This window comes from Streptomyces sp. NPDC033229, assembly GCF_055576875.1.
In genome coordinates this window covers 1-13941 of sequence record NZ_JBVIQR010000044.1, presented here as the reverse complement: position 1 = coordinate 13941, position 13941 = coordinate 1, and the positions used below count along the sequence as shown (strand labels likewise).

The following is a 13941-nucleotide window of genomic DNA, read 5'->3' as shown; positions in this document are numbered from 1 at the left end:
GGGGGGGTGTTTGGTGGGGTGTGGGTTGGGTTTTTTTCTTTCCTTTTCTTTTTTTTTTTTTTTTTTTCCCTCCCCCCCCCCCCCCCCCCCCCCCCCCGCCGCTCTGCATCAGCGTGTGCATGAACAGCAGGTCCACCCCGCCGTGCGAGGCGGCGGCGATGCGGTGCGGGGTGAGCGAGTCGAAGTGGGCGGCGTCGCCCGGGCCGAGCAGATGCACGGCTTCGCCGAGCGTCAGCCTGAGCCGCCCCTTCGTGACGTACAGCCATTCCTCGCCCGCGTGCACCCGCACCAGTTCGTCCTGGCCCCCGACCGCCGGTACGTGCAGCCGCAGCGCCTGCATGGCCCGGCCCGAGCCGCCGGCCCGCCAGTACGTCCAGCCGCCCGCCTCCTGGGGTTCCATCCGGTCGGCCCGGACGATCGGGTCCCGCTCCGCGGGCACCTCGCCCAGCACGTCGGATACCGTCGTTCCATAGGTGCGGGCCAAGGCCAGCAGCATCGGCAGCGACGGCGTCCGGCGGCCGGTCTCCAGCCGCGACAGATGGGCGGGGGAGAGGCCGGCCCGGGCCGCGGCGGCCTCCAGCGTCAGCGCGCTGCGCTTGCGCAGGGCCCGCAGTCGCGGGGCGACGTCGGGCAGTCGGTCGGCGTGGCCGTCCGGCGGGGACCCGGCCGCGAGGCCGGGCGGCGCGTCGGGCTGGTCGGGCAACTGGCTCATGGCTCCGGTATAGCCCTCCCTTACCTACGGGGCAAAAGTTTTGCCTCAGGGGCAAAATGCCGGCGTCGGGAACGAAAGGGCGCACTCCGGATGTCGTGAACACCGGGGGCATGCGGTGAATACCCGGGAAACAGTTGATCATCAGCGTTGACATGACATGTACTCGTCGCGCCATGCTGGTGTCATGAGAACCCCCCACCGCCTCGCGCGTACCGCCGCCCTCGCCGTTCTGGCCTCGACGTTCCTGTTCGGCACCGCCGTCGCCGCCCCGGCCGCGACCGCCGCCCCGACGGTCCAGTCCACAGTCGCCATCAAGGCCGTCGGCGACATCTGTTACTCCGCCCTGCCCTCCCAGGCCCACGACACCCTGCGGCTGATCGAGGCCGGCGGTCCCTTCCCGTACCCGAAGGACGGGACCGTCTTCTCCAACCGTGAGGGCGTCCTGCCGAAGCAGTCCAGCGGCTACTACCACGAGTACACCGTGAAGACCCCGGGCTCCCCGGACCGCGGTGCCCGCCGCATCGTCGCCGGGCAGAAGAGCCAGGAGGACTACTACACCGGCGACCACTACGGCACCTTCAACCTGGTCGACCGCACCTGCTGAGGACGCGGACCCGAAGCGGTCCCGTGAACGATCGACACCAGAGTCCCGCCACCACCCGGTGGCGGGACTCTCCCGTTTCCCCGAGTGCCGTCGGCGACGGCACTCGGGGTCCGATTGTCAGCGCCTCCCGTTAACGTTTTGATAGGGGTCGACGTTCAGGGAGGCACTCGTGGCATCGGTGATGAAGGACCTGGAAGCGATCACCCGCGAGGCCGTGCTCCGGATACCCGCCGGGGCCGCCTTCCGGCGCGCACGGGAAGGGCGTTCGGGCGCCGCCGGCCGCATGGGCGGCTGATCCGCGGCACCTCGCGCCGGCCTCCGACAGGCCGCGCCCAAGCCTGGAACGCCCAGGGGATCCGTCGAACACCACTGCGAGCCACCCCTGTTGGCCCCGGCGGTCCGCAACCGGCCCCGCTCAGACCCCGGCTCGGAACCCCACTCGGCCCCGTACCCCGTAACCCGCACCCATCGCATCGGACACCGTACGCACATCGAGAAGGGCGGCGAACTGCCGTGTACCGCTGGGAGATCACCGGAGCCGCGCTCGCGCAGCGCGTCCTCGCCGTCGTCCGCGGCGACAGCTACGACCAGGCCACGGCCACGGCCGGCACCCTGCTCTCCGCCGGCCTCACCAGCCTGGAGATATCGCTGGCCACGCCGTTCGCCCTGGAGGTCGTCACCACCCTGGCCCGCGAGGTGGGCGACGAGGCCCTCATCGGGGCGGGCGGCGTGCTGGACGCCCCCTCCGCGCGGATGGCGGTGGAGGCCGGTGCCCGCTTCCTGGTCTCGCCCAGCCTCGACGCCGAGGTCATCCGCACCGGACACCGCTACGGCGTCCCCGTCTTCCCCGGCGTCTCCACCCCCACCGAGATCGTCCGGGCCCTGGAGCTCGGTGCCGACGCCCTCAAGCTCTTCCCCGCCTCCGCCCATCACCCGGGCTGGATCGAGGACATCCGGGCCGCCCTGCCGCAATCGGCGCTGCTGCCCACCGGCGGCATCACCATCGACAGCGCCCCCGAGTGGATCGCCGCCGGGGCGGTCGCCTGTGCCATGGGCTCCGTGCTCTCCGAAGGCGACCGGGACACCGTCGCCAAGCGCGCCGCCGACCTCCTCGCCCGCCTCGCCGACGCGGCCGATCCGGGCGCCGGCCGTGAACCTACCGCCACCCCCGACCCCTTCGACCCCGACGACCCCTTCGACCCCGATGACCCCTTCGGCACCGTCCCCGACGCCCGGTCGGAGGACGCGTATTGATGATGATCCGACGAGGACGCGCCCGTTAATGTGAGGACCTGGTCAACCGAGGAGGGTCCACCCATGGGTACAGGCACGGGCGAGATAGTCGATCTGGCGGGGATGGGCGGGGAGTTCGCCCGCGATCCGTACCGGGTCTACGCGGAGCTGCGCGCGTTAGGGCCCGTGCACCGGGTGCGGATGCCGGAGGGCGCGGACGCCTGGCTCGTCGTCGGCCACGACGAGGTGCGCGCCATGCTCAACGACCCCCGGTTGTCCAAGGACATGCGGCACGCCTCCGAGGGCTTCTCCCTGCCGTTCGTCGCCGCGGGCCCGCACATGCTGAACCTCGACCCGCCGCACCACACCCGGCTGCGCAAGCTCGTCACCAAGGAGTTCACCCCGCGGCGGGTCCAGGCGATGGCGCCACGGGTGCAGGAGATGACCGACGAGCTGCTCGACGCGATGCTCGCCGCCCCGGACCGCCGTGTCGACCTGGTCGACGCGCTGTCCTTCCCGCTCCCCATGGGTGTCATCTGCGAACTGCTCGGTGTGCCGTCCCTCGACCGGGAGTCCTTCCGCGGCTGGTCGAACACCGTGGTCGGCTCCGCGCCGCCGCAGGAGAAGCGCGAGGCGGCGGCGGAGGTCGCGGCGTATCTCGCCGAGCTGGTCGCGGCCAAACGCCAGGAGCCCGGCGAGGACCTGATGAGCGCGCTGATCCGCACGACGGACGAGGACGGGGACCGGCTCTCCCCCGAGGAACTCCTCGGCATGGCCTGGATACTGCTCGTCGCCGGCCACGAGACGACCGTCAACCTCATCTCCAACGGCGTTCTCGCGCTGCTCACCCACCCCGACCAGCTGGCGGATCTGCGGGCCGACTTCGGGCTGCTGGACAATGCCGTCGAGGAGATGCTGCGCTACGACGGACCGGTCGAGACGCCCACGTTCCGCTTCGCCGTCGAGCCCATGGACATCGGTGGCACCCTCATCCCCGCCGGGGAACTCGTCCTCCCCGTCCTCGCCGATGCCGACCGCGACCCCGCCCGGTACCCGGAGCCGGACCGCTTCGACATCCGCCGCGACGCACGCGGCCATGTCGCCTTCGGGCACGGCATCCACTACTGCCTGGGGGCGCCGCTGGCCCGCCTGGAGGCCAAGATCGCCGTCCGGACCCTCCTGGAGCGCTGCCCGGACCTCGCGCTGGACGCCCACCCCGCCGCGCTGACCTGGCGCGAAGGGCTCCTCATCCGCGGCCCGCACCGACTGCCCGTCAGCTTCTGACCGCCGGTTCCGCCGTTCGTTTATGACGTCCGGGGCCCCGTTTCCCGCCCGGGCCCCGGACAGCGCCGGGCCGTCACGGCATGTCATCGCGTGCGATGCCGGCTCGTCATGATCACTCTGCGTACCGACGTTCCCGCATGTCCGGACAACCGGATCTCCGGACTATCCGTCATCCGGTCCTACGGCTACGCTCCCTCCGTGGCGAAGCAGCAACCTCTCCAGTTCACCCTCGACCGCGGCAGCCCGGTCCCGCTCTACTTCCAGCTGTCCCAGCAGCTCGAAGCCGCGATCGAACAGGGTCGGCTGGCCCCCGGCAGCCTCCTCGGCAATGAGATCGAGCTGGCCGCGCGGCTCGGGCTGTCCCGGCCCACCGTCCGGCAGGCGATCCAGTCGCTCGTCGACAAGGGCCTGCTCGTGCGCCGCCGCGGCGTGGGCACCCAGGTCGTGCACAGCCAGGTCAAGCGACCGCTGGAGCTGAGCAGCCTCTACGACGACCTCGAGGCCGCGGGCCAGAAGCCCGCCACCCGGGTGCTGCGCAACACCGTCGAACCCGCCACCGCCCGGGTCGCCGCCGCGCTCGGGGTCGCCGAGGGCGCCGACGTCGTATACATCGAGCGACTGCGCCTCGCGCACGGCGAGCCCATGGCCCATCTGCGCAACCACCTCCCCGTCGGGCTGCTCGACCTCGCCGGCGACGTCCTGGAGGGCACAGGGCTCTACCGGCTCATGCGCTCGGCCGGCATCACGCTGCACAGTGCCCGGCAGACGGTCGGCGCGCGCGCCGCGACCGCCGAGGAGGGCGAACGGCTCGCCGAGCCGACCGGGGCGCCGCTGCTGACGATGGAGCGGACCACCTTCGACGACACGGGTCGCGCGGTGGAATTCGGCTCACATCTCTACCGTGCCTCGCGCTACGCCTTCGACTTCCAGCTCCTCGTCCGTCCCTGACCACCGCCCGCATTTCCCCCCGTATCTCCGCTCACAAAAGCGGAGGTCATCACTCCGCGGAGGGGCCGGTTCGTAAGAATGTTCTGACAAACCCTTGACGTGGTGTGTCGCCCGCCACTAGAACTCCTGCCACACGGAAAGAGCCCCGCGGAGGACTCCGGCGAAGCCCCGGCGGTCAGCGGTGACGGATGGTGACGGATACTTGGGCGGTTGGGCCCGCGGGAACGGGGTCCGGCCGCACCGTGACAGACAGTGAGAAGGGGCAAGTCCTCGTGGCAAGGGTTCGGACAGGCGTACGTGCGGTGAGCGCCGTGCTGGCAGCGGTGCTCGGCGCCACCTTGGCGGGGTGCAGCGCTACGGGCGGCAAGCGCGCGGAGGAGCGGGCCGCCAAGGCCACCCAGGGGCGCGCCGCGGTCGACACGCCCCGCTGGACCTTCGCGATGGTCACCCACTCGGGTGATGGCGACACGTTCTGGGACATCGTCCAGAACGGTGCCAAGCAGGCGGCGGTCAAGGACAACATCAAGTTCCTCTACTCCCACGACGTGGAGGGGAACAAGCAGGCCCAGAACGTGCAGGCCATGATCGACCAGAAGGTCGACGGCCTGATCGTGACCCTCGCCAAGCCCGACGCCCTCAAGGACGTCATCGCCAAGGCGAAGAAGGCCGGCATCCCGGTGATCACCGTGAACTCGGGCTCCGAGAAGTCCAAGGAGTTCGGCGCGCTCACCCACATCGGCCAGGACGAGGTGATCGCGGGCGAGGCCGTCGGCGAGCAGCTCAACGAGCGCGGGAAGAAGAAGGCCGTCTGCGTCCTGCACGAACAGGGCAACGTCGGCCACGAGCAGCGCTGCGACGGGGTGAAGAAGACCTTCAAGGGCGATCTGCAGAACCTCTACGTCGAGGGCACCAACATGCCCAACGTGCAGTCGTCCATCGAGGCGAAGCTCCAGTCCGACAAGGACATCGACGCGGTCGTCACCCTCGGCGCCCCCTTCGCGCCGACCGCCGTCAAGGCCGCCGAGCAGGCCGGCAGCAAGGCCGAGGTCGACACCTTCGACCTCAACGCCAAGGTCGCCGACGCCCTGCAGTCCGGCAAGCTCGGCTTCGCCGTCGACCAGGACCCGTACCTCCAGGGCTACGAGGCCGTCGACCTGCTCTGGCTCTACCGCTACAACCGCGACATGCTCGGCGGCGGCCGCCCGGTCCTGACCGGCCCGCAGATCGTCACCGAGGACGACGCCAAGACCCTCGCCGAGTACACCAAGCGGGGTACGCGATGAGCGCGCCCGCGACCGCGCCCGTCCAGGACGCGTCCGACGAGCGGCTGGCGCACCGCTCCCACCTGCGTCGGCTGCTCGGCCGCCCCGAGCTCGGCGCGGTCGTCGGCGCGGTGGCCGTCTTCGTCTTCTTCTCGATCGTCGCCGACAGCTTCCTCCAGGCGTCCAGCCTGTCGACGGTGCTGTACGCGTCCTCGACCATCGGCATCATGGCCGTCCCGGTGGCGCTGCTGATGATCGGCGGCGAGTTCGACCTGTCGGCCGGTGTGATGGTGACCAGCGCCGCGCTGGTCTCCTCGATGTTCAGCTACCAGATGACGGCCAATGTCTGGGTCGGCGCCGGTGTCTCGCTGCTCACCATGCTGGCCATCGGCTTCTTCAACGGCTTCGTGCTCACCCGCACCAAGCTGCCCAGCTTCATCATCACGCTGGCCACCTTCCTGATGCTGACCGGTCTGAATCTGGGCTTCACCAAGCTCATCAGCGGCACCGTCTCCACCAAGACCATCGGTGACATGGAGGGCTTCGACTCCGCCCGCGCGGTCTTCGCCTCGCACCTGACGATCGGCGGCGTCGACCTCCAGGTCACCATCCTCTGGTGGCTCGGCCTGGTGGCCCTGGCCACCTGGGTGCTGCTGCGCACCCGCGTCGGCAACTGGATCTTCGCGGTCGGCGGCAACGCGGACGCCGCCCGAGCCGTCGGCGTACCCGTCAAGAGCACCAAGATCGGCCTGTACATGGCCGTCGCCTTCTGCGCCTGGGTCTCCGGCCAGCACCTGCTGATGTCCTACGACGTGGTCCAGTCGGGCGAGGGCGTCGGCAACGAACTGCTCTACATCATCGCGGCCGTCATCGGCGGCTGTCTGATGACCGGCGGCTACGGCTCGGCCATCGGCTCCGCGGTCGGCGCGTTCATCTTCGGCATGACCAGCAAGGGCATCGTCTACGCCCAGTGGGACCCGGACTGGTTCAAGTTCTTCCTGGGCGCGATGCTGCTGCTGGCGACGCTGCTGAACGCGTGGGTCCGTAAGCGGGCGGAGGCGACGAAGTGAGCGACACACGGAACGCGCTGGTCGAGCTGACGGACGTCAGCAAGTTCTACGGGAACATCCGTGCCCTCGAAGGGGTCTCCCTGGAGGTGCACCCGGGTGAGATCACCTGCGTGCTCGGCGACAACGGCGCCGGCAAGTCCACCCTCATCAAGATCATCGCGGGGCTGCACCAGCACGACGCAGGCACCTTCGAGATCGAGGGCGAGGAGACCCGCCTCGGCTCGCCCCGCGAGGCCCTGGACCGCGGTATCGCCACGGTCTACCAGGACCTCGCCGTCGTGCCCCTGATGCCCGTCTGGCGGAACTTCTTCCTCGGCTCCGAGCCGACGAAGGGCGCCGGCCCCTTCAAGCGCCTCGACGCCGCCCGGATGCGCGAGACCACCCGCGCCGAGCTGCTGCGCATGGGCATCGACCTGCGCGACGTCGACCAGCCCATCGGCACGCTCTCCGGCGGTGAGCGACAGTGCGTGGCCATCGCCCGCGCCGTCTACTTCGGCGCCAAGGTCCTCGTCCTCGACGAGCCGACGGCGGCGCTCGGCGTCAAGCAGTCCGGCGTGGTCCTCAAGTACGTGGCGGCGGCCCGGGACGCGGGCCTCGGCGTGGTCCTGATCACCCACAACCCGCACCACGCGTATCTCGTCGGCGACCGCTTCGTCCTGCTCAAGCGCGGTGCGATGGCCGGCAGCCACGCCAAGTCCGAGATCGCCCTCGACGAGCTCACCCGCCAGATGGCGGGCGGCAGCGAGCTCGACCAGCTCAGCCACGAGCTGGAGCGGGCGCCGGGCCCGGACGTGATCGGCGGCAAGCCGGTCGCCTCCGGCGAGGGTGCGTAAGCGCCTGCGGCGCGTCTTGTACGCCTCAGCGGCGCGGCGGTGTCCTCAAGCTCCCCCAGCTACCGCTGGGAGGTGCCCCCAGCGGGCTGGTTGTGGCTGAGCTCAGCCACAACCAGCCCGTCCGGCGCTTGAGGGCGCGCCCGCCGGGCGCCCCGCCGCCGCAGGCGGCAACGACGGCCCGCAGCCGAAGAACCGCCGGCCGGACGAGAGGCCAGCCCGCCGCAGGCGATGCGGTACGGAAGCCTCCCGTGAGGCACAATCGGCGACGACGGGCTGCCCCGTCATCAACCCGTAGGCCAGAGGCCAACCGCCTCTCCGAGACCCCGCAGGGACGACGACTCGTGCGAGCACGCCCCCGTACACCCGCCGGAGGCCACGCCGTGGCGGAGGTGCGGCGATGAGCATGTACCGCGACCTCCACCGGGGTACGGCGAGAGCGACCGTGCTCCGCACGGTGGGCACCCGCGAGCGGCGCTCGCACCTGACGGCACCCCGCGTGCCCACGGTCGGCATCGACATCGGCGGCACCAAGGTGATGGCGGGCGTCGTCGACGCCGACGGCAACATCCTGGAGAAGATCCGCACCGAGACGCCGGACAAGTCCAAGAGCCCCAAGGTCGTCGAGGACACCATCACCGAGCTGGTGCTGGACCTCTCCGACCGGCACGACGTGCACGCCGTGGGCATCGGCGCCGCCGGCTGGGTGGACGCCGACCGCAACCGCGTCCTGTTCGCCCCGCACCTGTCCTGGCGCAACGAACCGCTGCGCGACCGGCTCGCGGGCCGGCTCGCCGTCCCCGTCATGGTCGACAACGACGCCAACACCGCCGCCTGGGCGGAATGGCGCTTCGGCGCCGGCCGGGGCGAGGACCACCTGGTGATGATCACCCTCGGTACCGGCATCGGTGGGGCGATCCTGGAGGACGGCCAGGTCAAGCGCGGCAAGTACGGGGTCGCCGGCGAGTTCGGCCATATGCAGGTCGTCCCCGGCGGCCACCGCTGCCCCTGCGGCAACCGCGGCTGCTGGGAGCAGTACAGCTCCGGCAACGCCCTCGTCCGCGAGGCCCGGGAGCTGGCCGCCGCCGAGTCCCCCGTCGCGTACGGCATCATCGACCGCGTCGGCGGCAACATCACCGAGATCACCGGCCCGCTCATCACCGAGCTGGCCCGCTCCGGCGACGCCATGTGCGTGGAACTGCTCCAGGACATCGGCCAGTGGCTCGGCGTGGGCATCGCCAATCTCGCCGCCGCCCTCGACCCGTCCTGCTTCGTCATCGGCGGTGGCGTCAGCGCCGCCGACGACCTGCTGATCGGCCCCGCCCGGGACGCCTTCCGCCGCCACCTCACCGGCCGCGGCTACCGCCCGGAGGCCCGGATCGTCAAGGCGCAGCTCGGCCCCGAAGCCGGCATGGTCGGCGCCGCCGACCTGGCCCGGCTCGTCGCCCGACGCTTCCGCCGCGCCAACCGGCGCCGCGTCGAGCGCTACGAGCGGTACGCCCAGGCGGGCCGCGGGTGATCACGATGGACCCCGAGCGCACGGCGGCGGAACCGGAGGAGCCGGGCCGGCCCCGCCCCCGGCACCGCTGGGTCAAGCCCGTCATCGTCTTCCTGCTCATCGCCATCCCGGCCGGCTATCTGTACATCTCCGCGATGCAGAGCCGCGGCGGCAACGGCGACAAGCAGGAGCAGGCGCGCGTCACCGGGCTGGAGGAGGGCTGGCCCTCCCGGCTGCAGCGCCGGATCTACGGCGTGTGGATCCCGCCCTACTCCGAGGACGTCGCCCACTTCGAGACCAACGCGTGGAAGTCCAGCTCGCTGTACCTCCAGTTCACCACCAACCGCGAGGGCTTCGAGACCTTCCTCACGAAGGTCGGCTCCGGCCCCGACGCCCTCAAGGACGGTGACGTCACCATCGACGAGGAGGACGCGGCCGAGGTCGACTGGAAGTTCGGCGACGGCCACCACTGGACGGGCACGGTACGGGAGCAGGACGAGCCCCAACCGACGCTGACGATCACAGCGAATCTGGACGACCCGGAGCGCCCCAAGGTCTACGTCGTCTCGACGACGACCCCCTGAGCCGACCTCCTGAGTCGACCCCCTGGGCGACAACGAGCGTGCCGAGGATCTCGGCTGTCTCGCTCGCGTGAGATACAGAAGCCCCGCCGGAGCTCCGGCGGGGCTTCTGCGCATGGCGCGTCACGACGGCGTACAGCATCCATCCGGCTAGGCGACATGGTACGCACAGCGAAGTAAATGCGCGGAGCGTCATACCTCGCATCCGAGTCGCCTCACAGGCACGCTTTACCCTTCTGTACAGGTCAAGGAGGCGCCGGGCGGGCTGGTCAGGGAGTTCGGGCGCATGAAATCCGGACGTCCCGATTCGGCGAGGTTGACGAAATGGTAAGCCGTACTTATAAGCTAGGCTTCGTTCGTGGATGACAATCAGGACAATGACAATCAGGACACCATCGACCTGGCCAGGCAGACCCGCGACAGCGTCTCCGCACTGGCCCGGCGTATGCGTCAGGAACGCCCCGCGCACGGCCTCGGGCTCACCAGCGCCTCGGTGCTGAGCAGACTCGACCGCGTGGGGGCCCTCAGCCCCAAGGAGCTGGCCGCCCGCGAAGGCGTTCAGCCCCAGTCGCTCACCCGCCAGCTCTCCGCCCTGGAGGAGCGCGGCCTCATCACGCGTCGGCCGCACGACCGCGACGGCCGCCAGGTCCTCATGGAGATCACCGACGCGGGCCGCCACCTGGTGGAGACCGACCGGCAGTCGCGCGACGCATGGCTGGCCCAGGCCATCGCCGCACGGCTGACGCCGGTCGAGCGGGAGGTCCTCAGCGCCGCGAACAGACTCCTTGATCTCTTGTCCGAGACCTAGCAACCCCAAGGGGGCACCGTGGCATTACCCACCGGGCGGACCGCGACCGAAGCCGTTTCCCCCACCCCCGCCCGTATCCCGATCGGCTTCCTCGTCCCGATCGTCCTGGGCACCCTGCTCAACGCCCTCAACTCCTCGATGATCGCGGTGGCCCTGCTCTCCATCCAGCAGGCGTTCGACGCCGGGGCCGAGGTCATCTGGCTGGTCTCCGGCCTGTATCTGGCCACCGCCGTCGCCCAGCCGACGATGGGTCGCCTGGCCGACGCGTTCGGCGCCCGCCGGATCTTCTGCGCCGGGCTGGTCCTGGTCCTGCTCCCGTCCGCCGCCGCGCCCTTCGCTCCCACCCTCGGCTGGCTGATCGCCGCCCGTGTGGTGCTGGGCATCGGCACCTCGGCCGCCTACCCGGCCGGCATGTCGATGATCCGCCGCTGGGCCACCGCCCACTCCGGCGACGGCGCCACACCCACCGGCGGGCTCGGCGCCGTCTCCGCCGCCTCCCAGGCAGCCGTCGCCCTCGGACCGCCGCTCGGCGGCGTACTGGTCCAACTCGCGGACTGGCGCGCCATCTTCTGGGTCAACGTTCCCCTCACCCTGGCCGCCATGGTCATGGCCCTGATCCGGCTGCCCGCCGACGATCCCGCGCGGCGCGACACCGTCACTCCGCGCGACCTGGACCTGCCGGGCATGGCCCTGTTCACCGGCGAGCTGTGCGGCCTGATGCTCTTCCTGCTCTCGCTGCCCGATCGCCCCCGCTGGTGGGCGCTGGCCGTGTTCCTCGTACTGACCGCCGCGCTGATCCGGCGCGAACTGCGCGCACACCGGCCCTTCGTGGACCTGCGCATGATCGCCCACAACCGTCCGCTCGCCGCGACGTATGTGCGCTGCATGGCGACGTACGTGGTCTTCTACTCCATCACCTACGCCCTGCCCCAGTGGCTCCAGCAGGGACGCGGCCTGTCCGAGTCCCGGTCCGGCCTGATGATGCTGCCCGTGGCCGTCCTCGGCATCGCCACCACCATGTGGGCCACCCGGCTCGTCGACCGCGGCCTGCGCCTCGTCCTGATCACCGGCTCCGGCGCCCTGTGCCTGGGCAGCGGCGCACTGGCCCTGTTCGGATCCGACATGCCGATCTGGCAGGTCCTCGCGATCGCCGCGGTGCTCGGCCTGCCCAACGGCTTCAACAGCCTGGGCAACCAGACGCTGATGTACCGCACCGCGCCCGCCGAGCAGATCGGCACCGCCTCCGGGCTTCTGCGTACCTCCCAGTACATCGGCGCGAACCTCGCCTCGGCTCTCGTCGGCATCGCGGTCGGTACGCGGGCCGACGACTCGGGACTCCATCTGCTGGCCGCCGTGATCACGGGGATCAGCCTCGTCCTCCTCCTCAACGCCGTCACCACCCGGCAGCTGCGCGGTGCCGCCGACCACGGCTGAACGCCTGTCCCTTCCCAGGCGCGCGTACGTCGTGTCCGTCGCGCCCCTCGCACACCTCGCGTACTTCGCGTACTTCGCGCACATCGCGCACATCGGAAAGGAACCACCATGCCCGTTCAGGAACTCAGCCCGAAGGCCGCCCTCGTCGTACTCGACGTGCAGCAGGGCATCCTCGGCCTCCCGCTGCAGCCCCACCCGGCTGCCCAGGTCGTGGACAACAGCGCCCGCCTCGCCCACGCCTTCCGCGCGGTCGGTCTGCCCGTCGTCCTCGTCAACGTGGCCCACGGCCCCGACGGCGGCGCCGCCCTCCAGCCCCGCGCGGACGTGCCGCACAACCCGCCGGCTCTGCACCCGGAGTTCTCCGAGCTCTCTCCCGAGCTCGCGGCGCACCCCGACGACCTGCTCATCACCAAGCGGCAGTGGGGCGCCTTCACCGGCACCGAACTGGACATCCAGATGCGCCGTCGGGGCATCGACGAGCTCGTCCTCACCGGCGTCGCCACCAACCTCGCCGTGGAGTCCACGGCTCGCTTGGCCTACGAGCACGGCTACCACGTGATCGTCGCCGAGGACGCGACCAGCACGTTCTCCGCCGAGCACCAGGAGTTCGCGACCAAGAAGATCCTGCCGCTGATCGCGCGCGTCGACACCACGGACGCCGTACTCAAGGCGCTCAAGGCCGGTCGGCGGTAGGGCAGACGTCGGCCGCCGCGCGAACGCGTGCACGTCCGCCGGGCGCGATACTTGCACGCTCGCTCATTGGGGTGACGCCAGAGGTGGCAGGAACGCCTACGGGTAACTGTTCTGCGATTCTTCGCTCTCCGGGCGCGATGCACCGAAAGGAAATGGTGATGGGCGATCTAGCGAAAACTGTCCTGGTGACAGCCCTCAGCGGAGACAACATGGTCGAGGGGGCCGTCCTTCCTATTGCCAACGCACTTACGTACGTCGCAGGCCTTGGCCTCCAGGCGCTGTCGCAGCTCGGACTCCTCGGACTCCTCTGACGAAAGCGGAAGCTCCTGCCCCGCACGTCTCGACAGAACAGTCGGACCGACGGCGCTGCGGGGCGGGCAACTTGACTGGGCGACGAAACTGACATTCAGTCAGCCCGGCGCCACAGGCCGTCCCCACCCACCGCACCCTCGCCGTCCTCGTCGGTGCTGTCCTCGTCATCGCGGACGCCGTGGCCCCGCCGTCGCATGCATCACCCGCTCACCCGTCGTCCTGAGGCGGTCTCCCCACGCTCGCCCGGTCGACGGAGACGTACAGGCCGCTTCCGGTGACCACCCGGCACCGCTCGCCCTCCTCCCGGAGGACGACCACGGGCGTCCCCGCGGCCAGGGTCCCGTCGGGTTGCGGATGCGGCTCGGTCCGGTCGAACCAGTACGGCTGGTCCTGTTCGAGGACGTGGTCGAAACGGTTGGGTGCGGGCCGTACGACATTGTCACGGGGAACGAGCGCCTCGGCGCCCAGGACGGTGACGTCCGGCCGCAGGACCACGTACGGTTCTCCCTCCTCCGGCGCGGCCCCGCGCCCGTTCTTCGCGTGACGCTTCCGCTCACGGCTCATCGGTGAGCTTCCCTCATGCGGCTCTACCTTCTTCCTGGGTCTGCCCCAGCCATTCGTAGGGTTGTGGCACCCAGGGGAGCTGGGTGTGGCTTTCATGCGGCTGCCGTC

At 70.5% G+C, this 13941-nt stretch carries 15 protein-coding genes; 13 read left to right on the top strand and 2 right to left on the bottom strand.

The window, feature by feature from the left end; genetic code table 11:
* Nucleotides 1-712: helix-turn-helix domain-containing protein (locus ACZ53N_RS29740; RefSeq protein ID WP_469143896.1), on the bottom strand; the 712-nt coding region annotated here is incomplete at its 3' end.
* A gap of 184 nt (nucleotides 713-896) precedes the next feature.
* Between ACZ53N_RS29740 and ACZ53N_RS29735 the strand changes: the two genes are divergently transcribed.
* The 13 genes from ACZ53N_RS29735 (at nucleotide 897) to ACZ53N_RS29675 (ending at nucleotide 12957) form a co-directional block, all read left to right on the top strand.
* Complete coding sequence (locus tag ACZ53N_RS29735; RefSeq protein ID WP_469143895.1) at nucleotides 897-1316, top strand: ribonuclease; 420 nt, start codon at nucleotides 897-899, stop codon at nucleotides 1314-1316.
* Between the two features lie 169 nt (nucleotides 1317-1485).
* The gene (locus ACZ53N_RS29730; RefSeq protein ID WP_469143894.1) at nucleotides 1486-1611 is read left to right on the top strand and encodes a hypothetical protein; all 126 of its coding nucleotides are present in this window, start codon (nucleotides 1486-1488) and stop codon (nucleotides 1609-1611) included.
* A 218-nt stretch (nucleotides 1612-1829) separates the two neighbouring features.
* Nucleotides 1830-2570, top strand: coding sequence for a bifunctional 4-hydroxy-2-oxoglutarate aldolase/2-dehydro-3-deoxy-phosphogluconate aldolase (locus ACZ53N_RS29725; RefSeq protein ID WP_469143893.1), 741 nt, complete (start codon nucleotides 1830-1832; stop codon nucleotides 2568-2570).
* Between the two features lie 63 nt (nucleotides 2571-2633).
* A complete protein-coding gene (locus tag ACZ53N_RS29720) occupies nucleotides 2634-3833 on the top strand; it encodes a cytochrome P450 family protein (RefSeq protein ID WP_469143892.1) in 1200 nt (399 codons plus the stop codon).
* Between the two features lie 198 nt (nucleotides 3834-4031).
* Nucleotides 4032-4781 carry a GntR family transcriptional regulator gene (locus tag ACZ53N_RS29715; protein ID WP_469143891.1) on the top strand — a complete coding sequence of 250 codons (750 nt, stop codon included), beginning with the start codon at nucleotides 4032-4034 and terminating at the stop codon, nucleotides 4779-4781.
* Between the two features lie 272 nt (nucleotides 4782-5053).
* The gene (locus ACZ53N_RS29710) at nucleotides 5054-6064 is read left to right on the top strand and encodes a sugar ABC transporter substrate-binding protein (RefSeq protein WP_469143890.1); all 1011 of its coding nucleotides are present in this window, start codon (nucleotides 5054-5056) and stop codon (nucleotides 6062-6064) included.
* On the top strand, nucleotides 6061-7113 hold the full coding sequence (locus tag ACZ53N_RS29705; protein WP_469143889.1) for an ABC transporter permease: 1053 nt from the start codon (nucleotides 6061-6063) through the stop codon (nucleotides 7111-7113). The genes ACZ53N_RS29710 and ACZ53N_RS29705 overlap by 4 nt, the downstream gene beginning before the upstream one ends.
* Nucleotides 7110-7946, top strand: a complete 837-nt coding sequence (locus ACZ53N_RS29700) for an ATP-binding cassette domain-containing protein (protein WP_356453867.1) — start codon at nucleotides 7110-7112, stop codon at nucleotides 7944-7946. The genes ACZ53N_RS29705 and ACZ53N_RS29700 overlap by 4 nt, the downstream gene beginning before the upstream one ends.
* 397 nt (nucleotides 7947-8343) lie before the next feature.
* Entirely contained in the window at nucleotides 8344-9462 is a 1119-nt protein-coding gene (locus ACZ53N_RS29695) for an ROK family glucokinase (protein WP_184736048.1), read from the top strand.
* A gap of 5 nt (nucleotides 9463-9467) precedes the next feature.
* Entirely contained in the window at nucleotides 9468-10025 is a 558-nt protein-coding gene (locus tag ACZ53N_RS29690) for a hypothetical protein (RefSeq protein ID WP_469143931.1), read from the top strand.
* A gap of 355 nt (nucleotides 10026-10380) precedes the next feature.
* Nucleotides 10381-10830 carry a MarR family winged helix-turn-helix transcriptional regulator gene (locus ACZ53N_RS29685; RefSeq protein ID WP_469143888.1) on the top strand — a complete coding sequence of 150 codons (450 nt, stop codon included), beginning with the start codon at nucleotides 10381-10383 and terminating at the stop codon, nucleotides 10828-10830.
* Nucleotides 10831-10848: 18 nt separating this feature from the next.
* On the top strand, nucleotides 10849-12264 hold the full coding sequence (locus ACZ53N_RS29680) for an MFS transporter (protein WP_469143887.1): 1416 nt from the start codon (nucleotides 10849-10851) through the stop codon (nucleotides 12262-12264).
* Between the two features lie 108 nt (nucleotides 12265-12372).
* Nucleotides 12373-12957: an isochorismatase family protein gene (locus ACZ53N_RS29675; protein ID WP_469143886.1), complete on the top strand. Its 585-nt coding sequence runs from the start codon at nucleotides 12373-12375 to the stop codon at nucleotides 12955-12957.
* Between the two features lie 519 nt (nucleotides 12958-13476).
* Here the strand turns inward: ACZ53N_RS29675 and ACZ53N_RS29670 are convergent.
* Nucleotides 13477-13833: a hypothetical protein gene (locus tag ACZ53N_RS29670; protein WP_469143885.1), complete on the bottom strand. Its 357-nt coding sequence runs from the start codon at nucleotides 13831-13833 to the stop codon at nucleotides 13477-13479.
* Nucleotides 13834-13941: the final 108 nt, after the last annotated feature.